We start from the raw sequence: 24,952 nt of genomic DNA, 5'->3' as shown, positions 1-24,952 counted from the left end.
TTCGATGGGAGATAGCGGTACAGCGGCTTATCCCTGCCCCGGGCCGCCACCCAGACCATAGCCGGGGAGGGGAATTCATGAGGAGACACCAATGAAAGTGCACGTGAAGTTGGGGATGACAGCCCTTGCCTGCGCGGCTGCGCTGGCTTGCGGCACCTCCGCCCTGGCGGGCGAGGCGGAAGCGAAGAAGTGGATCGACAATGAGTTCCAGCCCTCGTCGCTGTCCAAGGACAGGCAGCAGGCGGAGATGAAGTGGTTTATCGACGCCGCCGCCAAGCTCAAGGCCAAGGGTGTCACCCAGATCAACGTGGTGTCCGAGACCATCACCACGCATGAGTACGAGTCCAAGACGCTGGCCAAGGCCTTCGAGGAAATCACCGGGATCAAGGTCAACCATGACCTGATTCAGGAGGGCGACGTGGTCGAGAAGCTGCAGACCTCGATGCAGTCCGGCAAGTCGATCTACGACGGCTGGATTTCCGATTCGGACCTGATCGGCACGCACTACCGTTATGGCTCGATCCTGCCGCTGACCGACTATATGAACGGCGCCGGCAAGGAATGGACCAACCCGGGCCTGGACGTGAAGGACTTCATCGGCACCAAGTTCACCACCGCGCCGGACGGCAAGCTCTACCAGCTGCCCGACCAGCAGTTTGCCAACCTCTACTGGTTCCGCGCCGACTGGTTCGCGCGCAAGGACCTGCAGGACAAGTTCAAGGCCAAGTACGGCTACGACCTGGGTGTGCCGACCAACTGGTCCGCCTATGAAGACATCGCCAACTTCTTTACCAACGACGTGAAGGAGATCGACGGCAAGAAGGTCTACGGCCACATGGACTACGGCAAGAAGGACCCCTCGCTTGGCTGGCGCTTTACCGATGCCTGGCTGTCGATGGCGGGCACCGCCGACAAGGGCCTGCCCAACGGCATGCCGGTCGACGAGTGGGGCATCCGCGTGGCCGAGGACAAGTGCACGCCGGTCGGCGCTTCGGTCGCGCGCGGCGGCGCCACCAACAGCCCGGCCGCAGTCTATGCGCTGACCAAATACATCGACTGGATGAAGAAATACGCGCCGCCGCAGGCGATGGGCATGACCTTCTCCGAGGCCGGGCCGGTGCCGGCGCAAGGGCAGGTGGCGCAGCAGATCTTCTGGTACACCGCCTTTACCGCCGACATGACCAAAAAGGGCCTGCCGGTGGTCAATGCCGACGGCTCGCCCAAGTGGCGCATGGCACCGTCGCCTTACGGCCCCTACTGGAAGCAGGGCATGCAGAACGGCTACCAGGACGTGGGTTCGTGGACCTTCTTCAAGAACACCGACCCCAACAAGCTCGCCGGCGCGTGGCTGTATGCGCAGTTCGTCACCTCGAAGACGGTATCGCTCAAGAAGTCGCTGACCGGGCTGACCTTTATCCGCGACAGCGACATCAACCACGACTACCTCACCAAGAACGCGTCCAGGTATGGCGGCCTGATCGAGTTCTACCGCAGTCCCGCGCGCGTGGCCTGGACGCCGACCGGCACCAATGTGCCCGACTACCCGAAGCTGGCGCAGCTGTGGTGGAAGAACGTGGCCACCGCGGTGACCGGCGAGAAAACCCCGCAGGCTGCGATGGACACCCTCGCCGACGAGATGGACCAGGTGATGGCACGGCTGCAGCGCGCCGGCATGAGCAACTGCGCGCCCAGGCTCAACCCGAAGGGCGACCCGGCCAAATGGCTGTCGAGCGACCACGCGCCGTGGAAGAAGCTGGCCAACGAGAAGCCGAAGGGCGAGACCATCCCTTATGACAAGCTGCTGCAGGCATGGAAGGAGGGCAAGGTGCGCTGACCACGGCGCCTGCAGGCCGAGAGGCCTGGCTCCGGGCGCGATGTCACCTGCAACGGGCGCCTGGTGCGCCCGTTTTTTCATCCGCTAGGCAGGCAAGCCGGCATGCTCCTGGGAAGGCGCCGATACCGCTCCGGCTTCGGCATTGTCCGCAGGGGGGCAAGCGGGCTGGGCAGCATAGCGCGCCTTGCCGTGCCGCTTGGCCTCGTACAGCGCCATGTCCGCGTGCATAAACAGCTCGCTGACGGTCATGACCTGGCGCCCCTCATGCAGCGCCGAACCGACGCTGGCGGTGGCAGACAACGAATGCCCGTCGATCACCAGCGGCGTGCGCGCGGTCTGCACGATGGCGTTGGCGACCGATTCCATCGCACTGCGGTCGGATACCCCGTCGAGGATCACCGCGAACTCGTCGCCGCCGATGCGCGCGACCGCGTCGCCCTTGCGCACGCAGGCACGCAAGCGCTGCGCAAAGGCAACCAGCAAGCGGTCGCCGACCGGATGGCCATAGCTGTCGTTGACCGCCTTGAAGTCGTCCAGGTCAACCAGCAGCAGGGCCAGGGCGCGGCCGCCGGCACTCGTGCGCGCCATGCATTCCGCCAGGCGCCGGTCGAAACCCTTGCGGTTGAGCAGGCCGGTGAGATGGTCGGAGACGGTTTGTGCCTCCAGGTTGCGCAGCTTCTGGCGCTCGTGCGTCACATTGCGCGCGAACATGTGCAGCCCGACCACCGTGTCCTGGGCATCGTTCCAGGCCGGCTGGTAGGTGACTTCCACGCACTCGTTGCCATCCGGGCTTTCGCGCGTGAACGTCACCGCGCGGCCGGCGAAGGCCTGTTCGAGGTAAGGCTGGCACGCCATGTATTCCTGGGTGCCCCACAGCTCGCGCAAGGACAGCCCGACGATCTGTTGCGCCGGCACCCCGTAGTGCTGCGCGTACGCCTGGTTGACGAAGGCGTAGCGTTGTTGCCGGTCGATGAACGAGACGAAGTCCGGCACGTGGTTGGCGATGGCCTCGATGCGCTTTTCGCTCTCGGCGGCGCGGTCCTTGGCGGCCTGCAGTGCCGCCTCGCGCTCGGACAGCTGCGCCACCACCTCGGCAAAACTGGCGGCAAGCTCGCCGATTTCGTCGGCCCGGCCGGTGGGCAGGTCCGCCAGTGCCGACGGGTTGGCGGCAATCTGGCGCACGGCGCGGCGCAGCCGCTGCAGCGGCGCCAGCAGACGGCGCATCACCAGCCACATCAGCGCGGCGGCGAACAGCAGCGATACCCCGGCAACGACCATCGTGCGCTGACGCACATCGATCAACGCGGCGTAGGCCTCGGCCGCCGGCAGCACGGCCACCACTTCCCAGCCGTTGGACTGCAGCAGGTAGCGCGCCACGATGGGCTGCGTCGGCCTGACCACTTCCAGCATCGAGGCGGGACGTTCGGCACCGCAGGCCTCGTCGACCGCGCGCGCCGGCGTCAGCACGCGCGTAGGATCGGGATGCATGGCGTAGCGCGGACTGGCGCCGGCCGAAACCAGGCAGAAGCTGCCGGTGACACCGACCCGGCTGTGCGCCAGCTCGCGCAGGAAATTGCTGACGGACAGGTTCAGCACGCCGCCGACCACGCCACGCAATTCGCCGTTGGGCCCATGCAGCGGCACGGCCAGCACCATGCCTGGTGCGTTGGTCAGCTTGCCCTGTATCAGGTCTGAGACCGCGAGCGACTGGCCGCGCAGGACATCACGGAAGTAGCCGCGATCGTCCACCCGCAGGCGCACGCCGTCCGGCACGGCGGTGCTGAACACCAGCTGGCCGTCGGGAGCGGCAAGGAAGATGGCGTTGAACTGGTCCGGCATGTCGACCATGCCTTCGGCGGCACGTCGCAGTTCCGCCGGCCTGGCTGCAAGCATCGGCGACAGCTGCCGGGCCACACGGCGCAACACCGCGGCCCGGCTTTGCACCTTCTCGTCCAGTTGCTCCGCCACCAGTTCAACCAGCGTGTCCTGTTGCTGTTGCCGCAGGTGCTTGAGGCCATCGTAGGCGTAGTACTGGGCGTACAGGGCGCGCAGCACGATGATCAGCGTCACCACACCCGCCGTGGCGAACGCCATCCGGTACTTCAAAGAGTGCTGCATGATTGACGTCTTTCTTTTGCGCACTGACCCGTGTGCCGGTCCCTGGGCTTTGTCTTGCCTACCTCGCCCATTGCCGAGCCATCCGTTCAAGATTAGCAGATGTCAAGGGTGAATTCGAAACTGTTTGCAACAAGAGCCAGGGCTGTGTAGCAGGGGACGTGGAAGGCGGGGGAGGTGCAGATTGCGCCCCTGGGAGATGTGAGGCGCGGAGTGCGGAAAAGAAAAAAGCCAGCGCGAAGCTGGCTTTTCCTGAATGCTGGTGGGTGGTACAGGGATTGAACCTGTGACCCCTGCCGTGTGAAGGCAGTGCTCTACCGCTGAGCTAACCACCCCTTTCTGCATCGTCGTTGCCGGCGTGCAGCAGAGAGATGAGATTATGCAGAGCCCCCTGTATCTTGTAAAGCCCTTTTCCAAACTTTTTGTTCAGGCGGCCATCGTGCCGGGTTCCTGAGCCGTGGCGTCCTGCCATACCGTCTTGCCGCCGCTGGCCTTGTCCAGGCCTTTGAGCACGTCGAAATGCGCTTCCAGTTCTGCCTCGGTGGCGCGCAGCACGGGCAGTACCAGGCGAGACAGGTCGGCCGTGGCGGTGGCGCCGCCTGCGCCTGCTCCGCTGTCCATTGTGTCGATCACCAGCGAATCCTGGCCGCGGGTCATCGCCAGGTAGACCTCGGCCAGCAATTCAGCATCGAGCAATGCGCCGTGCAGCGTGCGATGCGCGTTGCTGATCCCCAGCCGATCGCAAAGGGCATCAAGGGAGTTGCGCTTGCCGGGGAACATCTGCCGCGCTTCGCGCAAAGTATCGATCACGTTACCGACATGCTCGCGGAACGGCGGCATGCCCAGCAACTGGAATTCCATGTCAAGGAAGCCAAGGTCGAACTGCGCGTTGTGGATGATCAGTTCGGCATCTGCGACGAATTCGCGGATCTCGTGCACGACCTCTGCAAAGCGCGGCTTGTCAGCCAGGAACTCCACCGTGATGCCGTGGACGGCGATCGCGCCTTCGTCGATGTCGCGCTCCGGGTTGACGTAGAAGTGCAGGTGGCGCCCCGTCAGGCGGCGGTTGAGCAGCTCGACGCAGCCGATTTCGATCAGGCGGTCGCCGGTGGCGGCATTCAGGCCGGTGGTTTCGGTATCGAGAACGATTTGTCGCATGGCGGGCATTCTAGCGGAGCGGCATTGCCCCGCGGTTCTTGTTGTGGCGTTGTTGCGGCGCTTCCGGCGTTTCAGCGGCCGATCGATTCGACGCCGCGGTTGGCCAGCGCATCGGCGCGTTCGTTGCCGGGGTGGCCATTGTGGCCGCGCACCCAGTGCCAGGAGATCTGGTGTCCCTGGGTCAGCGCATCGAGTTCCTGCCACAGGTCGGCGTTCTTCACTGGCTTCTTGTCAGCGGTCTTCCAGCCGCGGGCTTTCCAGCCGGGCAGCCATTCGCTGATGCCTTTCTGGACATATTGCGAGTCGGTGTAGACGCGCACGGTGCAGGGCCGCTTGAGCGCGCGCAGCGCTTCGATCACCGCGGTCATCTCCATGCGGTTGTTGGTGGTGTTGGGCTCGCCGCCGAACAGTTCCTTTTCATTCGTGCCGGCGATGAGCACCGCACCCCAGCCGCCGCGGCCGGGGTTGCCCTTGCAGGCGCCGTCGGAGTAGATCGTGACTTCTTGCATGGAATTCCGTTGGGGGCCGGCCGCGTAGCGCGGCCGGCGCATGGGTTGTTCCGCCGTGGTTCCGGCTCAGTGATCATCGCCGGGCGTCTTGCCGTGGGTGCCGGTTGGCGTAGCTACGGGCGATGCCACCGGTGCCAGCGCCGGCTTGGCTTTCCACGCCGGGCCGACCAGCCGTATGTTGCGCACGCGCTTGATCGCCGAGATCATATAGACCGCGCCGAAGATCGGCCACCAGCGGTCGCCGGCTTTTTCCATGAAGGCGGTGCGCTGCAGCCAGCGCTCGGTGCGATAGGGCGGGCAGTAGCAGCCGAAACGGCCGCGGATGATATCGAAGCCGAGCAGCTTGAGCCAGTCCTTGATGCGCACGAAGCCGATCTGCTGTGCATCGGTCGGCAGGAACGGCGTGGCGCCGAGCCGGTTCATGCCCTGGCGCGCGCCCCACAGGCTCATCGGGTTGAAGCAGGTGACCACCACGCGCCCTTCGGGCATCAGCACGCGCGAGACTTCGCGCAGCACTTCGTGCGGGTCTTCGGCAAACTCCAGGATATGGGGCAGGGTTACCAGGTCGACGCTCTGCGTGTCGAACGGCAGCTCGTCGAAGCGGCACAGCAGCTGTCGCGCGTCCGGATGTGCCGCGCGCGGCCCGTGCGGCCCGCTGGCCGGGTCAAGCGCCAGCGCCGAGAACGGCATCCGGTTCTCGCGCAGGGTATCGACGTATGGCATGCCCAGCTGTACGGCGTGGTAGCCGAAGATGTCCGCCACGGTGCGGTCGTATTGCTGCGCTTCCCAGCGCAGCATGTACTTGCCGGGCGGCGAGGCGAGCCAGTCTTCCCAGCTTACAATCGGGCCATTGGGACCATTCGGGCCATTCAGGCCGCGCTGGCCGTACTCGCCGCGCTGGCGATTGGGACGATTGGACATAGGAGCATGCGCATGTTGAAGGTTGAGCCGATCCCGGCGTTCCAGGATAACTATATCTGGGCCATTCACGACGGGCATCACGCCGCCGTGGTCGATCCCGGCGAGTCGGCGCCGGTGGAGCAATTTCTGGCGCAGCGGGGGCTGGCTCTGGGCGCTATTGTAATCACCCATCACCACGGCGATCACCAGGGCGGCGTTGCCGACCTGCTGGCGGCACACCCGCGCACACCCTCGGGCGCGCCGATGCCGGTGCTCGGGCCCGCCAGTGAACGTATCGGCGGGCGCACGCGGGCGCTGCGCGAAGGCGACGAGGTGACGCTGGCCGAGCCCGCGGTGACGTTGCGGGTGCTGGACGTGCCCGGGCATACCGCCGGCCATATCGCTTACGTGGGGGACCTGGCCGAAGCGGGGCGCGCCGTGTTCTGCGGCGACACCCTGTTCGCCAGCGGCTGCGGGCGCCTCTTTGAGGGATCGCCGGCGCAGATGCTGGCGTCGCTGGACAAGCTGGCGGGCCTGCCCGGCGACACGCGCGTCTATTGCGCCCACGAATACACGCGCAGCAACGTGCGCTTTGCTCGGGCGGTCGAGCCGGACAATGCCGCGCTGGCGGCGTGGGAGCGGCGTGTCGATGCACTGCGTGCCGCGGACACGCCGACGTTGCCGACCACCATCGCCCACGAGCGCGAGGTCAACCCGTTCCTGCGCTCGCGCGAAGCGTCGGTGCGCGCCGCGGTGTCGGCGCACGGCGGTGCCACCGATAGCGACGCCAAAGCGTTTGGCGCGCTGCGCGGGTGGAAGGACAATTTCCGCTAAATTGAAGGCAGGCCCGGCCGAAAACCGTTACGAGTCAAGGCTTTCGGGCTGCTACCTATAAAAATCTGATTGACGCGATAGGCTGTTTTTTTTAGCATCACGCAACCTTTTAGCGTCACGATTTGAGAACTTAATGAAAATTGGTCGATTACTGGCGGTAGTTGCGTGTGCGGCGCTGCTTGCAGCCTGCGCCAGCACCCCCACGCCGCCTGACGCCGATGCCAACGGCGCGACCGCCCAGACCGCCAGGCGCCAGGATCCTCTCAATACGCTCAGCGACAAATCTGCGCTGGGTCCCACCTCAACCATCAATGTCGACCAGGGCGGCCTGGACTGGCTGCGCGGCCCGTCCAACGATATCTGGGACCGGATCCGGCGCGGCTTTGCCATGCAGGACCTGGAAGGCACGCTGGTCGATGACCGGACCCAGTGGTATGCGCAGCGCCCGGAATACATGGAGCGCATGGTCGGGCGGTCGAGCCGCTACCTGTACCACATCGTCGAGGAGCTGGAGCGCCGCAAGATGCCGACCGAGCTGGCGCTGCTGCCGTTCGTCGAGAGCGCGTTCAACCCGCAGGCCCAGTCCAGCGCCAAGGCCGCCGGCATGTGGCAGTTCATCCCCAGCACGGGCAAGTCATACAACCTGAAGCAGAACATGTTCCGCGACGAGCGCCGCGATGTGCTGGCCTCGACCGATGCCGCGCTCGACTACCTGCAGCGGCTCTATGACATGTTCGGCGACTGGCACCTGGCGCTGGCCGCCTACAACTGGGGCGAGGGCGCGGTGTCGCGTGCGATCGCGCGCAACCAGGCGCGCGGGCTGCCGACCGACTACGCCAGCCTGACCATGCCCAACGAGACGCGCTACTACGTGCCGAAGCTGCAGGCGGTCAAGAACATCATCGCCAACCCGGCGGTATATGGCGTCAGGCTGCCGGAGATCCCGGACCACCCGTACTTCGTCACGGTGACCACGTCGCGCGATATCGACGTGAATCTCGCCGCCAAGCTGGCGGACATGACGCTGGAAGAGTTCAAGGCGCTGAACCCGTCGTTCAACCGGCCGGTGATCCTGGGGGCATCCAACCCGCAGATCCTGCTGCCGTTCGACAATGCCGAGCGCTTCCAGTACAACCTGAACACCTATCGCGGCGGACTGTCGAGCTGGACCGCGGTCACCGTGGACGGGCGCGAACGCGTCGAGTCGCTGGCGGCGCGGCTCAATGTCGATGCCGACACGCTGCGCGAAATCAACAGCATTCCCAAGGGCATGCGCCTGAAGGCCGGTTCGACCGTGATGATCCCGCGCTCAGGCCGCCACGACCGGGACATCAGCGCGAGCCTGGCCGATACCGCCATGCTGGCGATGGAGCCTGACCTCCCCGATGCGCGCCGCGTGGTGGTGCGCGCGAGCCGGCGCGATACGGTGGCATCGGTGGCGCGGCGCTACGGCGTGTCGCAGGGCCAGGTGCAGTCGTGGAACAAGCTGTCCGGCACCAAGCTGGTGGCAGGGCAGAGCCTGGTGCTGATGGTGCCGGTGCGCGGCGCCGGCGCGGTCCGCGCGGCGCGTGCCGAACGGGCCGACCGGGCCGAACGCGAAGAGCGCGCCGAACGTGGCAGCAAGGGCGGGATCGTGCGCGTATCGACGCAGGGGGCCAAGGCCAAGGCCAAGGCCGAGCCGCGCAAGCGCATCGCGGTAGAAGCCTCTTCGCGCCGCGGTGCAAAGGCGGGCCCGGTGGTGAAGGCATCGGCCAAATCCAGCGTCAAGGCCAGCAGCAAGGCCAGCAGCAAGGGCAGCAAGGCGCGCTGAGCGCAGCGTTTGAGAGCAAAAAAGGCGTGCCGGCGGCACGCCTTTTTTGCATCTGCCGTGGGCACCTGCCGCCGGCGGCACCCCTCCGAATCCCGTTTCCCCCGCACCCGCGCCGGTGGCAAACTACCGTCATCATCACAACGACCGCAGACGCGGAGGAGACTGCCATGACGGCAAGCCATGCCGTGCATGCCCGTTCGCTGGCCGACCCGCAAGGGTTCTGGGCCGAACAGGCGGCGCGCATCGATTGGGAAACCCCGTTCGACCAGGTGCTCGACAACAGCCGTGCGCCGTTCACCCGCTGGTTCGTGGGCGGACGCACCAACCTGTGCCACAACGCGGTCGACCGCCACCTGGCGGCGCGCGCCGGTCAGCCGGCGCTGCACTGGGTCTCGACCGAAGTCGACCAGTCCCGCACCTACACCTATGCCGAGCTGCACGACGAGGTCAACCGCATGGCGGCGATCCTGCAGGGGCTGGGGGTGCAGAAGGGCGACCGCGTGCTGATCTATATGCCGATGATCCCGCAGGCTGCGTTTGCGATGCTGGCCTGCGCGCGCATCGGCGCGATCCATTCGGTGGTGTTCGGCGGCTTTGCCTCGGTGAGCCTGGCGGCACGGATCGACGACGCCCGCCCGCGCGTGGTGATCAGCGCCGACGCGGGCTCGCGCGCCGGCAAGGTGGTGCCGTACAAGCCGCTGCTGGACGAGGCCATCCGGCTGTCGTCGCACCAGCCGGAGAAGGTGCTGCTGGTCGACCGCCAACTGGCCGGCATGCCGCGCACCGAAGGCCGCGACGAAGACTACGCCACCTGGCGCGATCGCGTGGCCGGCGCGCAGGTGCCGTGCGCATGGCTGGAGTCCAGCGAGCCGTCGTATGTGCTCTACACCTCCGGCACCACCGGCAAGCCCAAGGGCGTGCAGCGCGATACCGGCGGCTACGCGGTGGCGCTGGCCACGTCGATGGAATACATCTTCTGCGGCAAGCCGGGCGACACCATGTTCACGGCCTCTGACATCGGCTGGGTGGTCGGCCATAGCTATATCGTCTATGGCCCGCTGCTGGCCGGCATGGCGACGCTGATGTATGAGGGCACGCCGATCCGCCCGGACGGCGGCATCCTGTGGCGGCTGGTCGAGCAATACCAGGTCAACCTGATGTTCAGCGCGCCCACCGCGATCCGCGTGCTGAAGAAGCAGGATCCGGCCTGGTTGACTCGCTACGACCTGTCCAGCCTGCGCCTGCTGTTCCTGGCCGGTGAGCCGCTGGACGAACCCACCGCGCGCTGGATCCAGGATGGCCTGGGCAAGCCGGTGGTCGACAACTACTGGCAGACCGAGTCGGGCTGGCCGATTCTCGCGATCCAGCGCGGTATCGAGCCGCTGCCGCCCAAGCTCGGCTCGCCGGGCGTGCCGGCTTACGGCTATGACCTGAAGATCGTCGACGAGAACACCGGCGAGGAATGCCCGCCTAACCAGAAAGGCGTGGTCGCGATCGACGGGCCGCTGCCGCCGGGCTGCATGAGCACGGTGTGGCGCGATGATGACCGCTTCGTGCGCACCTACTGGCAGGCGGTGCCGAACCGGCTGTGCTATTCCACCTTTGACTGGGGTGTTCGCGATGAAGACGGCTATGTCTTTATCCTCGGCCGCACGGACGATGTGATCAACGTCGCCGGCCACCGGCTGGGCACGCGCGAGATCGAGGAAAGCCTGTCGTCCAATCCGGCCGTGGCCGAAGTGGCGGTGGTCGGCGTGCAGGACGCGCTCAAGGGTCAGGTGGCGATGGGCTTCTGCATCGCGCGCGACCCGGCGCGCACCGCCACGCAGGCGGACCGGCTGGCGCTGGAGGGCGAGTTGATGAAGACCGTCGAACAGCAGCTCGGCGCGGTGGCGCGGCCGGCGCGCGTATTCTTTGTCAATGCGCTGCCGAAGACGCGTTCGGGCAAGTTGCTGCGGCGCGCGATGCAGGCGGTGGCGGAAGGGCGGGATCCCGGCGACCTGACCACGATCGAGGATCCGGCGGCGCTGGAGCAGGTTCAGGCCGCGCTGAAGGGCTGACGCGGGCACGTCATGCGGTGCGAGGTGTCGAACCGGACACTTCGCACCGCGGGCTTGCCATGGCTTGTGATGCAGTCTAATATTTGAAGCATAAAATATTTAGATCTGATCTAGATCGTGATGCCGCCGGACAGCATTGTCGGGCGCGGCCCCAGCAGGAGGCAACAGATGCGAGTGCTTTGTATTGGTGGCGGGCCGGCCGGGCTGTACTTCGGCCTGCTGATGAAGCTGCAGGACCCGGCCAACGAGGTCGTCGTGGTCGAGCGCAACCGGCCTTACGACACCTTTGGCTGGGGCGTGGTGTTCTCCGACGCCACCATGGACAACCTCAAGCAGGCCGATCCGGACAGCGCCGCCGAGATCAACGCCGCCTTCAACCACTGGGACGATATCGACATCCATATCGGCGGGCGCACCATCCGTTCGGGCGGCCACGGCTTTATCGGCATCGGCCGCAAGCGCCTGCTCAATATCCTGCAGGCGCGCTGCGAAGCGCTCGGCGTCAGGCTGGTGTTCGAGACCGATGTCACCGACGACCAGGCGCTGGCGATGCAATACCAGGCCGACCTGGTGATCGCCTCGGATGGCCTGAACAGCCGCATCCGCACCCGCTACGCCGACACCTTCCGGCCCGACATCGATACGCGCCAGTGCCGCTTTGTCTGGCTGGGCACGCACAAGCTGTTCGATGCCTTCACTTTCGCCTTCGAGAAGACCGAGCACGGCTGGTTCCAGGCGCATGCCTACCGCTTCGACGACAACACCTCGACCTTTATCGTCGAAACGCCCGAATCGGTCTGGCAAGCCGCCGGCATTGACGAGATGAGCCAGGAAGCGGGCGTGGCGTATTGCGAAAAGCTGTTCGCGCGCTACCTCGACGGCAACAAGCTGATTACCAATGCGTCGCACCTGCGCGGCTCGGCGATCTGGATCCGCTTCCCGCGCGTGATCTGCCGCCAGTGGGTGCATTGGAATACCTTGCCCGACGGCCGCCGCGTGCCCGTGGTGCTGATGGGCGATGCCGCGCACACGGCGCATTTCTCGATCGGCTCCGGTACCAAGCTGGCGCTGGAAGATGCGATCGACCTGGCCGAAGAGATCCGTGGCAGCGGCCACGATGGGCTGCCCGACGCGCTGGCGCGCTACGAAGCCACTCGCGGCGTGGAAGTGCTGAAGATCCAGAACGCGGCGCGCAACTCCACCGAGTGGTTCGAGAACGTCGAGCGCTACGCCGGCAGCCTGCCGCCGGAGCAGTTCGCCTATTCGCTGCTGACGCGCTCGCAGCGCATCTCGCACGAGAACCTGCGGGTGCGCGACGCCGATTATGTGGCTCAGTTCGAGCACTGGCTGGCGCAACAGGCCGGCGTGCCGCAACCAAGCCTGAAGTTGCATGAACACGAGCCGTTGCCGCCGATGTTCACGCCGTTCCGGCTGCGCGGCGTCACGCTGAAGAACCGCGTGGTGGTGTCGCCGATGGCGATGTACTCCTGCACCGACGGCATGCCGGCCGACTTCCACCTGGTGCACCTCGGTTCGCGCGCACTGGGCGGGGCCGGCATGGTGGTGGCGGAAATGACCTGCGTGTCGCCCGATGCGCGCATCACGCCGGGCTGCCCGGGCTTGTGGAACGATGCACAGCGCGACGCATGGAAGCGCATCGTCGATTTCGTGCATGCCAACAGCGATGCCCGCATCGCCATGCAGATCGGCCACTCTGGCCGCAAGGGATCGACGCAACTCGGCTGGGAGGCGATGGACCATCCGCTGCCGCAGGGCAACTGGCCGGTGATGTCGGCCTCGCCGTTGCCGTACCTGCCTGGCGAATCGCAGACCCCGCGCGAGATGACGCGCGCAGACATGGACCGCGTGCGCGACGATTTCGTTGCCAGTGCCCGGCGCGCGGCCGAAGCGGGTTTCGACTGGCTCGAACTGCACTGCGCCCACGGCTATCTGCTGTCGAGCTTTATCTCGCCGCTGACCAATACGCGTGAAGACGAGTTCGGCGGCTCGCTGGCGGCGCGGCTGCGCTATCCGCTGGAAGTGTTCGAGGCCGTCCGCGCGGCATGGCCGCAGGACAAGCCGATGTCGGTGCGCATCTCGGCGCACGACTGGGTCGAAGGCGGCATCACGCCCGACGACGCCGTCGAAATCGCCCGCGCCTTCAAGGCGGCCGGCGCCGACATGATCGATTGCTCGTCGGGGCAGGTCAGCCCGGACCAGGCGCCGGTGTATGGGCGCATGTACCAGACCCCGTTTGCCGATCGCATCCGCAACGAGGCCGGCATTGCCACCATCGCGGTAGGTGCGATCTTCGAGGCCGACCACGTCGATTCGATCATCGCCGCCGGCCGCGCCGACCTGTGCGCGATCGCGCGGCCGCACCTGGCCAACCCGGCGTGGACGCTGCAGGAAGCCGCGCGCATCGGCTACCGCGATATCGCCTGGCCCAAGCAATACCAGGCGGGCAAGCGGCAACTGGAAACCAATCTCGAACGCGCCGCGGCGCAGGAGAAACAGGCATGACGGGCAGCATGGCAACACTGGCCGGACGCCACGTGCTGATCACCGGCGGCGGGCGCGGCATCGGCGCGGCGATCGCGCGGCGGCTGCTGGCCGACGGCGCCAGCGTCACGCTGCTGGGGCGTGATGCCGGCACGCTGCAAGCGACGGTGCAGGCGCTGCGCGGGCAGGCACCGGCGGACGCCATCGTTTCGTTCGTCACGGCCGATATCGCCGATGTGGACAGCGTAGCGCGCGGCTTTGCCGCGGCCACGGAGCAAGCCGGTCCGGTATCGATACTGGTCAACAACGCCGGGCAGGCGCATAGCGCCCCCTTCATGAAGACCGATGCCGCGCTGTGGCGCCGCATGCTCGACGTCAACCTGACCGGCACCTTCCTGTGCACGCAGGCAGCGTTGCCTGCGATGCTCGAAGCCGGCTGGGGCCGCATCGTCAACGTGGCCAGCACCGCCGGACTGATCGGCTACGGCTACGTCAGCGCCTATTGCGCGGCCAAGCATGGCGTGATCGGTCTGACGCGCGCGCTGGCGCTGGAGACCGCGGCCAAGGGCGTGACCGTCAACGCGGTTTGCCCGGGCTACACCGAGACCGATATCGTGCGCGACGCCGTCGCCAACATCGTCGGCAAGACCGGCCGCACCGAAGACCAGGCGCGCGCGGAACTGGCCGCGCGCAATCCGCAGCGCCGCCTGGTGCAGCCCGAGGAAGTGGCCGACGCCGTGGCATGGCTGTGCCAGCCGTCCGCCGGCGCGATCACCGGGCAGGCGATCCCGGTGGCCGGCGGCGAAGTGATGGCTGGCTGACAAGACAAAGACCTCAAAGACCTGAGAGAGAACCATGACTGAAATCGCACTCGACATGCGCCACCACAAGCGCAGCTTTGCCGGCTACGAGCCGCGGCACTTCCTGTGGTCGGTGTCCGACGACGGCAAGGTCGGCACCATCACGCTGAACCGGCCGGAGCGCAAGAACCCGCTGACCTTCGACTCCTATGCCGAGCTGCGCGACCTGTTCCGCGCGCTGTGCTACGCCAGCGACATCAAGGCGGTGGTGGTCACCGGCGCCGGCGGCAACTTCTGCTCGGGCGGCGACGTGCACGAGATCATCGGGCCGCTGACGCAGATGACCATGCCCGAACTGCTCGACTTCACGCGCATGACCGGCGACCTGGTCAAGGCGATGCGCGCGTGCCCGCAGCCGGTGATCAGCGCGGTCGACGGCATCTGCGCCGGCGCGGGCGCGATGATGGCGCTGGCCTCCGACATGCGGCTGGGCACGGCGCAGGCCAAGACCGCGTTCCTGTTCGTGCGCGTGGGCCTGGCCGGTGCCGACATGGGCGCGTGCTCGCTGCTGCCGCGCGTGATCGGGCAAGGGCGTGCCAGCGAGCTGCTCTATACCGGCCGCGCCATGAGCGCCGAAGAAGGGCTGCAATGGGGCTTCTTCAATGCGCTGCATCCGTCCGAGGCCGTGCTGGCACAGGCGCAGGCACTGGCCACGCAACTCGCCGCCGGGCCGACCTTCGCCCACGGCGTGACCAAGAAGCTGCTGCACCAGGAATGGAACATGGGGCTGGACGAGGCCATCGAAGCCGAAGCCGAGGCCCAGGCCATCTGCATGCAGACGCGCGATTTCCGCCGCGCCTACGAGGCCTTCGTGGCCAGATCGAAGCCGGTGTTCGAAGGCGACTGAGCCAGGGAGCCGCGATGTCAGACAAGACCTATCTCGACCTGCCGCTGTTCGACGACGCGCACCGCACCCTGGAGCGCGAGCTCGATGCCTGGTGCGCGCAACACCTGCATGTCGACCACAGCGATACCGACGCCGCCTGCCGCGCTCTGGTGCGCCAGCTCGGCGAAGCGGGCTGGCTGCGCTATTGCGTGCCGGCGGCGCACGGTGGCGCGCTGCCGGCGCTAGATTCACGCTCGCTGTGCCTGCTGCGCGAGACGCTGGCGCGTCACGACGGCCTGGCCGACTTTGCCTTCGCGATGCAGGGGCTGGGCTCGGGTGCGATCTCGATTGCCGGCAGCGAAGCGCTGCGCGCGCAATACCTGCCACGCGTGGCGCGCGGCGAGGCCATCGCCGCGTTTGCGCTGTCCGAGCCCGAGGCCGGTTCCGATGTCGCGGCGATGCAATGCAGCGCGCGGCTGTCGGAAGACGGCAAGCACTATGTGATCGACGGCGCCAAGACCTGGATTTCCAACGGCGGCATCGCGGACTTCTATTGCGTGTTCGTGCGCACCGGCGAGGCGCCGGGCGCGCGCGGCATCTCGGCCTTCGTGGTCGATGCCGACACGCCGGGCCTGACCATCGCCGAGCGTATCGACGTGATCGCGCCGCACCCGCTCGCCACGCTGCGCTTCGATAACTGCCGCGTGCCGGTGGGCAACCGGCTGGGCGAGGCGGGGCAGGGCTTCAAGGTGGCGATGATGACCCTCGACATCTTCCGCGCCTCGGTCGCGGCGGCGGCCCTGGGCTTTGGCCGTGCCGCGCTGGATGATGCGCTGGCGCGCGCGTGCGCGCGGCCGATGTTCGGCGGCGTGCTGGCCGACCTGCAATTGACGCAGGCCGCCATCGGCGACATGGCCACGGCCATCGACGCGGCTGCGCTGCTGACCTATCGTGCGGCCTGGCTGCGGGACGCAAAGGGACCGCAGGGAGCGCGAACCACCCGCGAAGCGGCGATGGCGAAGATGGTCGCGACCGAGAACGCGCAGCAGGTGATCGACCGCGCGGTGCAGATGTTCGGCGGCCTCGGCGTCAAGGTCGGCACGCGGGTGGAAAGCCTGTATCGCGAGATCCGCTCGCTGCGCATCTACGAAGGCGCCACCGAAGTGCAGAAGCTGATCATCGCCCGCGAGACGCTGGCCGGCCGGAAAGGCTGAGCCATCCGACCCGGAACTGCCGTACCGACAGAGCAGACAGGAGACAAGCCATGGCGACCACCGCCCACCTCGATACCTTCGCCCGCGACCGGCTGCCGCCACCCGAGCAGTGGCCGGCGTTCCGCTTCAACGCCGACACCGACTACCCGGCGCGGATGAACTGCGCGGTAGAGCTGGTCGACCGCCACGTGCGCGAAGGGCGCGGCGAGCGCGTCGCTGTCCGCCATCGCCCCACGGTCAAAGCGGGTCAGGCGGGCCAGATCGAGACGGTCACCTACGCGCAGCTGGCTGCGCTGGTCAACCGCATCGCCCATGTGCTGGTCGAGGACATGGCGCTGGTGCCTGGCAACCGCGTGCTGCTGCGCGGCCCCAACAACCTGATGATGGCGGCAAGCTGGCTCGCCACCATCAAGGCCGGCCTGATTGCCGTGCCGACCATGCCGCTGCTGCGCGCCAGGGAACTGAAGCAGATCGTCGACAAGGCGCAGGTCACCGCGGCGCTGTGCGATGCGCGGCTGCGCGAGGACCTCGACGCCAACCAGCGGGCCGGCGGGGAATTCCATTGTCCGACCCTGGCCCGCGCGCTGTATTTCAACGGCACCGGCGAGGGTTCGCTGGAAGCCGCGATGGCGAACAAGCCCGACAGCTTCGACGCCTGCGACACCGCGAGCGACGATATCTGCCTGATCGCCTTCACCAGCGGAACCACCGGACAGCCCAAGGGGACGGTGCATTTTCACCGCGACGTGCTGGCCATGTGCGACCTGTTCCCGCGTCATGTGCTGCGCTCGGGGCCGGACGATATCTTCTGCGGCACGCCGCCGATCGCCTTCACCTTCGGACTGGGCGGCATGCTGTGCTTTCCGTTGCGTGTCGGCGCCAGCACGGTGCTGGCGGAGAAGCTGACGCCGGAGACGCTGCTGGAACTCATCCACGACTTCCGCGCCACCATTGTCTTCACCGCGCCCACGTTCTACCGGCAGATGGCGACGCTGGCGCCGCGCTTCGATATCTCCAGCCTGAAACAGAGCGTGTCGGCCGGCGAGGCGCTGCCCGACGCCACACGCCAGAGCTGGAAGGCCGCCACCGGCATCGAGATGACCGACGGCATCGGCGGCACCGAGATGATGCATATCTTTATCTCCAGCGCCGGCGCCGAGGTCAGGCCGGGTGCGATCGGGAAGGTGGTGCCCGGCTACGTGGCGCAGATCGTCGATGACGAGATGCGGCCGCTGCCGCCGGGGCAGGTGGGCAAGCTGGCGGTGCAGGGCCCGACCGGCTGCCGCTACCTGGACGATCCGCGCCAGGCCAACTATGTGAAGGCGGGCTGGAACCTGCCAGGCGATACCTTCACGGTCGACGCCGACGGCTATTACTTCTACCAGGCGCGCTCCGATGACATGATCATCTCGGCCGGCTACAACATTGCGGGCCCCGAGGTGGAGAGCACGCTGATGCAGCATGACGCGGTGGCCGAGTGCGGCGTGGTCGGCGCGCCCGACGACGGGCGTGGGCAGGTGGTCATGGCCTACGTGGTGCTGCGCGAAGGCGTGCCCCCGGACGACGCCACGCGCACCGCGCTGCAGGATTACGTGAAGCGCCAGATCGCGCCGTACAAATATCCCCGCCGCATCGAGTTCGTGCCTGCTCTGCCGCGCACCGAGACCGGCAAGCTGCAGCGATTCCGGCTGCGCCAGATGGCCGAGCAGGGCAATGGCGCTGACAACGGTGGGAGCAAATCATGAGCCCGGTCTTCCGCAGCACCGTCCTGGTGCGCTTCAAGCACTGCGACGCGGCGGGGATCGTGTTCTACCCGCGCTACTTCGAGATGCTCAACGACTTCATCGAAGACTGGTTCGGCGAAGCGCTGGGGTGGCCCTTCGACGTCATGCACGGCGAGGGCCGGGCCGGTGTGCCGACCGCCGAGATGGAATGCCGCTTCCTGGCGCCGAGCCGGCTGGGCGAGGTGCTGACGCGCGAGCTGCGCGTGCTCAAGCTCGGCCAGTCCAGCTTCACGCTGGCGATCCGCTTCGCCGGGCCGCACGACGATACCCGCATGGAAGTGACGCAGCGGCTGGTCTGCGTCGACACCGGCTCGATCGCGCCGCAGCCATTGCCGGAAGCCGTGCGCGAGGCCATGGCGGCCTACCTGGTGGCGACGGCCTGACCGGCGGCTACTGAATGCCCAATTGAATTCCCAATCGAATTCCCAATCCCTGATCAGAAAGTAACAGGACATCAACCATGAAAATCCTGCAGCCGCCCGACTGGGCGCTCCCGCGTGGCTACGCCAACGGCATGATGGCCGAGATCCAGGCCGGCAGCCGCCTGCTCATTGTCAGCGGCCAGATCGGCTGGAACGGCAAGTGCGAGTTCGAGACCGACGATTTCGGCCTGCAGGTGGCGCAGGCGCTGCGCAATGTGGTCGACGTACTGGCCGCCGGCGGGGCAAAGCCGGAACATATCGCGCGCATGACCTGGTATGTGAAGGACAAGGCGGAATATGTCGGTGCCTATGGGGCAATCGGCCTGCACTACCGCGCCATCATTGGCCGGCACTTCCCGGCGATGACGGCGGTGGAAGTGGCCGATCTTGTCGAGCCGCGCGCCAAGGTAGAAATCGAGGTGACGGCGGTCGTCCCGCCGGATGCATAACGGTATCTGCACACCGCCAGACCAGGGCGAGGGCACCGGCGGGCCGGGTGCCCGCGGCGGCGCCCGTGTGATGCAAGTCCTTGAAAACTTGAGAAATTGGGTGGCGCGAGATATAATTCGAAAGTTTCGCTTTCAGAACCCTTCACCCTAGCGCCAACCGCTTTCCACCTTCCGCCGCCCCCATCCGCGCCGCCTTTGCCGTTCACACTTGATGTGATGCAAAGGGCATGTTGCGACCGGGTCCGACCGCATCGGCGCAATGCCGCTGCCGCCGTCACGGATCCAGCCTGGGAGGCACGAGGCGTCGATTGGTCGGTCCCGGGGTGAGTCCAGCAGGAGCCTACCCGTGTTACCGTCTTTTCCGTCCGCCATTCTCGCGCTAGCAGACGGCACGGTCTTTCGTGGCTATTCCATTGGCGCTTCCGGCCATACCATCGGTGAAGTGGTGTTCAACACCGCCATCACCGGTTACCAGGAAATCCTCACCGACCCGAGCTATTCGCGGCAGATCGTCACGCTGACGTATCCGCATATCGGCAACTACGGTGTCAATCCTGAGGATGTCGAAGCCACGAAAGTCCATGCCGCCGGCCTGATCATCAAGGATCTGCCGATCCTGGCCTCCAATTTCCGCAAGGAACACACCCTTGCGCACTACCTGAAGCAGGAAAAGGTGGTGGCGATCGCCGGCATCGATACCCGCAAGCTGACCCGCATCCTGCGCGAGAAGGGCGCCCAGAACGGCTGCATCCTGGCTGGCGAGGACAACGTGCAGAAGGCCATCGACCTGGCCCGCTCGTTCCCCGGCCTGGCCGGCATGGACCTGGCCAAGGTGGTCTCGGTCAAGGAACCGTACGAGTGGACCCAGTCCGAATGGGCGCTGGGCGAAGGCTATGGCAAGCAGGACAAGCCGCAATTCCACGTGGTCGCCTATGACTACGGCGTCAAGTTCAACATCCTGCGCATGCTGGCCGAGCGCGGTTGCAAGGTGACGGTGCTGCCGGCTCAGGCGACCGCCGCCGACGCGCTGGCGCTGAATCCGGACGGCGTTTTCCTGTCCAACGGCCCCGGCGACCCCGAGCCGTGCGACTACGCCATCGCCGCCACGCGCGAGTTCATCGAGCGCGGCATCCCGACCTTCGGCATCTGCCTGGGCCACCAGATCATGGCCCTGGCCGTCGGCGCGAAGACGCTGAAGATGAAGGCCGGCCACCACGGCGCCAACCACCCGGTCAAGGACCTGGAGGACGGCCGTGTGATGATCACGTCTCAGAACCACGGTTTCGCAGTCGATGCCGACACGCTGCCCGCCAACGCCCGCGTGACACACGTGTCGCTGTTCGACGGCACGCTGCAGGGCTTCGCGCTGACCGACAAGCCGGCGTTCTGCTTCCAGGGTCACCCGGAAGCCTCGCCTGGCCCGAACGACGTGGCTTACCTGTTCGACCGCTTCATCCAGCACATGACCGACGCGCGCAAGTAAGTGAGCAAATTAGCGCGCCCGGACAGCGCTGGACCACGGGATACCCCATGAACGCCTTCATGCAAACTGCTTTCGGCATCACCGATTTCTGGACCTACCTGCTCGGCACGATCTTTATCGTGCTGCTGCCGGGGCCGAACTCGATGTACGTGCTGTCGGTGGCGGCGCAGCGCGGCGTGCGCGCCGGCTACAAGGGCGCGTGCGGGGTGTTCCTGGGCGACCAGGTGCTGATGGTGCTGTCGGCGGCGGGCGTGGCCTCGCTGCTGAAGGCGAGCCCGGCGCTGTTCTACGTGGTGAAGTACATCGGTGCGGCCTATCTGGCGTGGATCGGCTTCAACATGCTGCGCGGCGCGATGCGCAGCTGGGCCTCGCGGGGCTCGGCCGCATTGGACAATACAGCGGACAAGGCGGTGCCGGCCAGCGTGGCCGACCAGTCCGACCCGTTCCGCAAGGCGCTGCTGATCAGCCTGCTGAACCCGAAGGCCATCCTGTTCTTCATTTCGTTCTTCATCCAGTTCGTGGATCCGGCCTTTGCCTACCCGGTGCTGTCTTTCGCCGTGCTGGGCGTGGTGTGCCAGCTGTGCAGCTTCGCCTACCTGACCACCATCATCTTCGTAGGCGCGAAGCTGGCGGACGCCTTCCGGCGCCGGCGGCGGCTGTCGGCCGGAATGGCGAGCGGGGTCGGGGCGATGTTTATCGGCTTCGGCGCCAAGCTGGCTACGGCGACCATGAACTGACGCGGCGCGGTTGCGACAACTGCAGCCGACATTTTTCGAATCCTGAACGGATTCCCTGATTACCGGCGCGGCCCGCATGCAAGCGGGCCGGCCCATAAAGAGAGCGTGCAATGCCAAAACGCACAGACATCAAGAGCATCCTGATCATCGGCGCGGGCCCCATCATCATTGGCCAGGCGTGCGAGTTCGACTACTCCGGCGCCCAGGCCTGCAAGGCCCTGCGCGAAGAAGGCTTCAAGGTCATCCTGGTCAACTCGAACCCGGCGACCATCATGACCGACCCCAACACGGCCGATGTGACCTACATCGAGCCGATTACCTGGGAAGTGGTCGAGCGCATCATCGAGAAGGAGCGTCCTGACGCGATCCTGCCGACCATGGGCGGCCAGACTGCGCTGAACTGCGCGCTGGACCTGCACCGCCACGGCGTGCTGGACAAGTACAAGGTCGAACTGATCGGCGCGTCGCCCGAAGCCATCGACAAGGCCGAGGACCGCCAGAAGTTCAAGGATGCCATGACCAAGATCGGTCTGGGCTCGGCCAAGTCGGGCATCGCCCACTCGATGGACGAAGCCATGGCCGTGCAGTCGCGCATCGCCCAGGAAACCGGCAGCGGCGGCTACCCGATCGTGATCCGCCCGTCGTTCACGCTGGGCGGCACCGGCGGCGGCATTGCCTACAACCGCGAAGAATTCGAAGAGATCTGCAAGCGCGGCCTGGACCTGTCGCCGACGCGCGAGCTGCTGATCGAAGAATCGCTGCTGGGCTGGAAAGAGTATGAGATGGAAGTGGTCCGCGACAAGCAGGACAACTGCATCATCATCTGCTCGATCGAGAACCTGGACCCGATGGGCATCCACACCGGCGACTCGATCACCGTCGCCCCGGCCCAGACCCTGACCGACAAGGAATACCAGATCCTGCGCAACGCCTCGCTGGCCGTGCTGCGCGAGATCGGCGTCGATACCGGCGGCTCCAACGTGCAGTTCTCGATCAACCCGAAGGACGGTCGCATGATCGTCATCGAGATGAACCCGCGTGTGTCGCGTTCGTCGGCGCTGGCCTCCAAGGCCACCGGCTTCCCGATCGCCAAGGTCGCGGCCAAGCTGGCCGTGGGCTACACGCTGGACGAGCTGAAGAACGAAATCACCGGCGGCGCGACCCCGGCCTCGTTCGAGCCGTCGATCGACTACGTGGTCACCAAGGTGCCGCGTTTCGCCTTCGAGAAATTCCCGCAGGCCGACAGCCACCTGACCACCCAGATGAAGTCGGTGGGCGAGGTGATGGCCATGGGCCGCACCTTCCAGGAATCGTTCCAGAAGGCGCTGCGCGGCCTGGAAGTCGGCGTGGACGGCCTGGACGAGAAGTCGTCGAACCGTGATGAAGTGGTCGAGGAAATCGGCGAAGCCGGCCCGGACCGCATCTGGTATGTGGGCGATGCGTTCCGCCTGGGCATGTCGCTGGAAGAAGTCTATGCCGAGACCGACATCGATCCCTGGTTCCTGGCCCAGATCGAAGACATCGTCAAGACCGAAAACCTGGTCAAGACGCGCACGCTGGACAGCCTGTCGGCCGCCGAGTTGCGCTTCCTGAAGCAGAAGGGCTTCTCCGACCGCCGCCTGGCCCGGCTGCTGAAGACCGACGCCCGCGCCGTGCGCGAGGCGCGCATCGCCCAGAACGTGCGCCCGGTCTACAAGCGCGTGGACACCTGCGCGGCCGAATTCGCGACCAACACCGCCTACATGTACTCGACCTATGAGGCCGAGCATGGCGAGTGCGAAGCCAATCCGACCGACAAGAAGAAGATCATGGTGCTGGGGGGCGGCCCGAACCGGATCGGCCAGGGCATCGAGTTCGACTACTGCTGCGTGCACGCCGCGCTGGCGCTGCGCGAAGACGGGTACGAGACCATCATGGTCAACTGCAACCCGGAAACCGTGTCGACCGACTATGACACTTCGGACCGCCTGTATTTCGAGCCGGTGACGCTGGAAGATGTGCTGGAGATCGTCGCGATCGAGAAGCCGGTCGGCGTGATCGTGCAGTACGGCGGCCAGACTCCGCTGAAGCTGGCGCTCGACCTGGAGCGCAATGGCGTGCCCATCATCGGTACCAGCCCCGACATGATCGACGCCGCGGAAGACCGCGAGCGCTTCCAGAAGCTGTTGCAGGAACTGGGCCTGCGCCAGCCGCCCAACCGCACCGCGCGTGCCGAGGACGAAGCGCTGCGCCTGGCCGAGGAAATCGGCTACCCGCTGGTGGTGCGCCCATCGTATGTGCTGGGCGGCCGCGCGATGGAAATCGTGCACGAGCCGCGCGACCTCGAGCGCTACATGCGCGAGGCCGTCAAGGTGTCGAACGATTCCCCGGTGCTGCTGGACCGTTTCCTGAATGACGCCATCGAGTGCGATGTCGACGCCCTGAGCGACGGCAAGCGCGTGTTCATCGGCGGCGTGATGGAGCACATCGAGCAGGCCGGCGTGCACTCGGGCGACTCCGCCTGCTCGCTGCCGCCGTACTCGCTGTCGGCCGAGACCGTGGCCGAGCTGAAGCGCCAGACCGCCGCTATGGCCAAGGCGCTGAACGTGGTCGGCCTGATGAACGTGCAGTTCGCCATCCAGCAGAACAACGGTGTCGATACCGTGTACGTGCTGGAAGTGAACCCGCGCGCCTCGCGTACCGTGCCGTACGTGTCGAAGGCCACCGGCATGCAGCTGGCCAAGATCGCCGCGCGCTGCATGGCTGGCCAGTCGCTGGACGAGCAGGGCGTTACCGACGAGGTGGTGCCGCCGTACTACAGCGTCAAGGAAGCCGTGTTCCCGTTCAACAAGTTCCCGGGCGTCGATCCGGTCCTCGGACCTGAAATGCGCTCCACCGGCGAAGTGATGGGCGTGGGCAAGACTTTCGGCGAAGCACTGTTCAAGAGCCAGCTGGCCGCGGGTTCGCGCCTGCCGGAAAAGGGCACCGTGCTGATCACCGTGAAGGACAGCGACAAGCCGCGCGCGGTTGCCGTCGCCCGTATGCTGCACGACCTGGGTTACCCGATCGTCGCCACCCGCGGCACCGCTTCGGCCATCGAAGCCGCCGGCATCCCGGTCAAGGTGGTGAACAAGGTCAAGGACGGGCGTCCGCACATCGTCGACATGATCAAGAACGGCGAACTGGCGCTGGTGTTCACCACCGTCGACGAGACCCGCGGCGCGATCGCGGATTCGCGTTCGATCCGTACCTCGGCGCTGGCTAACCGCGTGCCTTACTACACCACCATCGCCGGCGCCAGCGCCGCGGTGGAAGGGCTGAAGCACATGCAGAGCCTGGAGGTCTATGACCTGCAAGGCCTGCATGGCACGCTGGCGTAAGCCAAGCTGCACATTGCCATCCCGCCGGGCGCTTGCGCCCGGTCAAGGGGTTGCAGCGCCCGGAAGCCCGCCGGTGTTGATGCCGGCGGGCTTCTT

At 66.4% G+C, this 24,952-nt stretch carries 18 protein-coding genes and 1 tRNA gene; 14 read left to right on the top strand and 5 right to left on the bottom strand.

Translation table 11 applies throughout. The features are described 5' to 3' along the window. The first annotated feature begins 103 nt into the window (after positions 1 to 103). Positions 104 to 1,834: an ABC transporter substrate-binding protein gene (locus tag ACIP1U_RS08390; RefSeq protein WP_400313856.1), complete on the top strand. Its 1,731-nt coding sequence runs from the start codon at positions 104 to 106 to the stop codon at positions 1,832 to 1,834. A gap of 84 nt (positions 1,835 to 1,918) precedes the next feature. On the opposite strand, the gene ACIP1U_RS08385 is transcribed toward ACIP1U_RS08390, so the two are convergent. The 5 genes from ACIP1U_RS08385 to ACIP1U_RS08365 form a co-directional block, all read right to left on the bottom strand. Next, positions 1,919 to 3,952, bottom strand: a complete 2,034-nt coding sequence (locus tag ACIP1U_RS08385) for a diguanylate cyclase domain-containing protein (protein ID WP_400313753.1) — start codon at positions 3,950 to 3,952, stop codon at positions 1,919 to 1,921. 257 nt (positions 3,953 to 4,209) lie between these two features. Next, a tRNA-Val gene (locus ACIP1U_RS08380) sits at positions 4,210 to 4,284 on the bottom strand. A gap of 91 nt (positions 4,285 to 4,375) precedes the next feature. Next, complete coding sequence (dnaQ, locus tag ACIP1U_RS08375; RefSeq protein ID WP_400313750.1) at positions 4,376 to 5,107, bottom strand: DNA polymerase III subunit epsilon; 732 nt, start codon at positions 5,105 to 5,107, stop codon at positions 4,376 to 4,378. Between the two features lie 71 nt (positions 5,108 to 5,178). Further along, a complete protein-coding gene (gene rnhA / locus ACIP1U_RS08370) occupies positions 5,179 to 5,616 on the bottom strand; it encodes a ribonuclease HI (RefSeq protein WP_400313747.1) in 438 nt (145 codons plus the stop codon). 66 nt (positions 5,617 to 5,682) lie between these two features. Continuing rightward, positions 5,683 to 6,414, bottom strand: a complete 732-nt coding sequence (locus ACIP1U_RS08365) for a class I SAM-dependent methyltransferase (RefSeq protein WP_400313853.1) — start codon at positions 6,412 to 6,414, stop codon at positions 5,683 to 5,685. Positions 6,415 to 6,549: 135 nt separating this feature from the next. Here ACIP1U_RS08365 and gloB point away from each other — a divergent pair, with 135 nt between their 5' ends. The 13 genes from gloB to carB all read left to right on the top strand — a co-directional run bounded on the left by gloB (position 6,550) and on the right by carB (position 24,856). Further along, complete coding sequence (gene gloB / locus ACIP1U_RS08360; protein WP_400313745.1) at positions 6,550 to 7,350, top strand: hydroxyacylglutathione hydrolase; 801 nt, start codon at positions 6,550 to 6,552, stop codon at positions 7,348 to 7,350. Between the two features lie 133 nt (positions 7,351 to 7,483). After that, positions 7,484 to 9,160 (top strand): transglycosylase SLT domain-containing protein, encoded by a 1,677-nt coding sequence (locus tag ACIP1U_RS08355; RefSeq protein ID WP_400313742.1) that lies wholly within the window; start codon positions 7,484 to 7,486, stop codon positions 9,158 to 9,160. A 167-nt stretch (positions 9,161 to 9,327) separates the two neighbouring features. Continuing rightward, positions 9,328 to 11,220: a propionate--CoA ligase gene (locus tag ACIP1U_RS08350; protein ID WP_400313739.1), complete on the top strand. Its 1,893-nt coding sequence runs from the start codon at positions 9,328 to 9,330 to the stop codon at positions 11,218 to 11,220. 168 nt (positions 11,221 to 11,388) lie between these two features. Further along, entirely contained in the window at positions 11,389 to 13,743 is a 2,355-nt protein-coding gene (locus ACIP1U_RS08345; RefSeq protein WP_400313736.1) for a bifunctional salicylyl-CoA 5-hydroxylase/oxidoreductase, read from the top strand. After that, on the top strand, positions 13,740 to 14,543 hold the full coding sequence (locus tag ACIP1U_RS08340; RefSeq protein ID WP_400313734.1) for an SDR family NAD(P)-dependent oxidoreductase: 804 nt from the start codon (positions 13,740 to 13,742) through the stop codon (positions 14,541 to 14,543). The genes ACIP1U_RS08345 and ACIP1U_RS08340 overlap by 4 nt, the downstream gene beginning before the upstream one ends. Before the next feature lie 34 nt (positions 14,544 to 14,577). Beyond that, complete coding sequence (locus tag ACIP1U_RS08335) at positions 14,578 to 15,429, top strand: enoyl-CoA hydratase family protein (RefSeq protein WP_400313732.1); 852 nt, start codon at positions 14,578 to 14,580, stop codon at positions 15,427 to 15,429. A gap of 14 nt (positions 15,430 to 15,443) precedes the next feature. Next, the gene (locus ACIP1U_RS08330) at positions 15,444 to 16,622 is read left to right on the top strand and encodes an acyl-CoA dehydrogenase family protein (RefSeq protein WP_400313731.1); all 1,179 of its coding nucleotides are present in this window, start codon (positions 15,444 to 15,446) and stop codon (positions 16,620 to 16,622) included. 50 nt (positions 16,623 to 16,672) lie between these two features. Next, a complete protein-coding gene (locus tag ACIP1U_RS08325; protein ID WP_400313728.1) occupies positions 16,673 to 18,367 on the top strand; it encodes an AMP-binding protein in 1,695 nt (564 codons plus the stop codon). After that, positions 18,364 to 18,789 (top strand): acyl-CoA thioesterase, encoded by a 426-nt coding sequence (locus ACIP1U_RS08320; protein WP_400313727.1) that lies wholly within the window; start codon positions 18,364 to 18,366, stop codon positions 18,787 to 18,789. The genes ACIP1U_RS08325 and ACIP1U_RS08320 overlap by 4 nt, the downstream gene beginning before the upstream one ends. A gap of 77 nt (positions 18,790 to 18,866) precedes the next feature. Next, entirely contained in the window at positions 18,867 to 19,277 is a 411-nt protein-coding gene (locus ACIP1U_RS08315) for a RidA family protein (protein ID WP_400313725.1), read from the top strand. 346 nt (positions 19,278 to 19,623) lie between these two features. Then, positions 19,624 to 20,760 carry a glutamine-hydrolyzing carbamoyl-phosphate synthase small subunit gene (gene carA / locus ACIP1U_RS08310; RefSeq protein WP_133096089.1) on the top strand — a complete coding sequence of 379 codons (1,137 nt, stop codon included), beginning with the start codon at positions 19,624 to 19,626 and terminating at the stop codon, positions 20,758 to 20,760. A 47-nt stretch (positions 20,761 to 20,807) separates the two neighbouring features. After that, positions 20,808 to 21,497 carry a leucine efflux protein LeuE gene (leuE, locus tag ACIP1U_RS08305; protein WP_400313722.1) on the top strand — a complete coding sequence of 230 codons (690 nt, stop codon included), beginning with the start codon at positions 20,808 to 20,810 and terminating at the stop codon, positions 21,495 to 21,497. A gap of 110 nt (positions 21,498 to 21,607) precedes the next feature. Then, positions 21,608 to 24,856 carry a carbamoyl-phosphate synthase large subunit gene (carB, locus tag ACIP1U_RS08300; RefSeq protein WP_400313719.1) on the top strand — a complete coding sequence of 1,083 codons (3,249 nt, stop codon included), beginning with the start codon at positions 21,608 to 21,610 and terminating at the stop codon, positions 24,854 to 24,856. The last annotated feature ends 96 nt before the right edge of the window (positions 24,857 to 24,952 follow it).

The sequence above is a fragment of the Cupriavidus sp. NPDC089707 genome (genome assembly GCF_044748965.1).
In the GTDB taxonomy this organism is placed as follows: domain Bacteria; phylum Pseudomonadota; class Gammaproteobacteria; order Burkholderiales; family Burkholderiaceae; genus Cupriavidus.
Note: the sequence above shows the minus strand (reverse complement) of the source record. Positions and strands in the feature narration are given on the sequence as shown.

Bases quoted from the DNA above. Each gene is read 5' to 3' on its own strand.
- ACIP1U_RS08320 (WP_400313727.1), top strand. From the start codon at position 18,364: ATGAGCCCGGTCTTCCGCAGCACCGTCCTGGTGCGCTTCAAGCACTGC.
- ACIP1U_RS08350 (WP_400313739.1), top strand. From the start codon at position 9,328: ATGACGGCAAGCCATGCCGTGCATGCCCGTTCGCTGGCCGACCCGCAA.
- ACIP1U_RS08385 (WP_400313753.1), bottom strand. From the start codon at position 3,952: ATGCAGCACTCTTTGAAGTACCGGATGGCGTTCGCCACGGCGGGTGTG.
- ACIP1U_RS08345 (WP_400313736.1), top strand. From the start codon at position 11,389: ATGCGAGTGCTTTGTATTGGTGGCGGGCCGGCCGGGCTGTACTTCGGC.
- carB (WP_400313719.1), top strand. From the start codon at position 21,608: ATGCCAAAACGCACAGACATCAAGAGCATCCTGATCATCGGCGCGGGC.
- dnaQ (WP_400313750.1), bottom strand. From the start codon at position 5,107: ATGCGACAAATCGTTCTCGATACCGAAACCACCGGCCTGAATGCCGCC.
- ACIP1U_RS08330 (WP_400313731.1), top strand. From the start codon at position 15,444: ATGTCAGACAAGACCTATCTCGACCTGCCGCTGTTCGACGACGCGCAC.
- leuE (WP_400313722.1), top strand. From the start codon at position 20,808: ATGAACGCCTTCATGCAAACTGCTTTCGGCATCACCGATTTCTGGACC.
- rnhA (WP_400313747.1), bottom strand. From the start codon at position 5,616: ATGCAAGAAGTCACGATCTACTCCGACGGCGCCTGCAAGGGCAACCCC.
- gloB (WP_400313745.1), top strand. From the start codon at position 6,550: ATGTTGAAGGTTGAGCCGATCCCGGCGTTCCAGGATAACTATATCTGG.
- ACIP1U_RS08355 (WP_400313742.1), top strand. From the start codon at position 7,484: ATGAAAATTGGTCGATTACTGGCGGTAGTTGCGTGTGCGGCGCTGCTT.
- ACIP1U_RS08365 (WP_400313853.1), bottom strand. From the start codon at position 6,414: ATGCTGCGCTGGGAAGCGCAGCAATACGACCGCACCGTGGCGGACATC.
- ACIP1U_RS08335 (WP_400313732.1), top strand. From the start codon at position 14,578: ATGACTGAAATCGCACTCGACATGCGCCACCACAAGCGCAGCTTTGCC.
- ACIP1U_RS08340 (WP_400313734.1), top strand. From the start codon at position 13,740: ATGACGGGCAGCATGGCAACACTGGCCGGACGCCACGTGCTGATCACC.
- ACIP1U_RS08315 (WP_400313725.1), top strand. From the start codon at position 18,867: ATGAAAATCCTGCAGCCGCCCGACTGGGCGCTCCCGCGTGGCTACGCC.
- ACIP1U_RS08325 (WP_400313728.1), top strand. From the start codon at position 16,673: ATGGCGACCACCGCCCACCTCGATACCTTCGCCCGCGACCGGCTGCCG.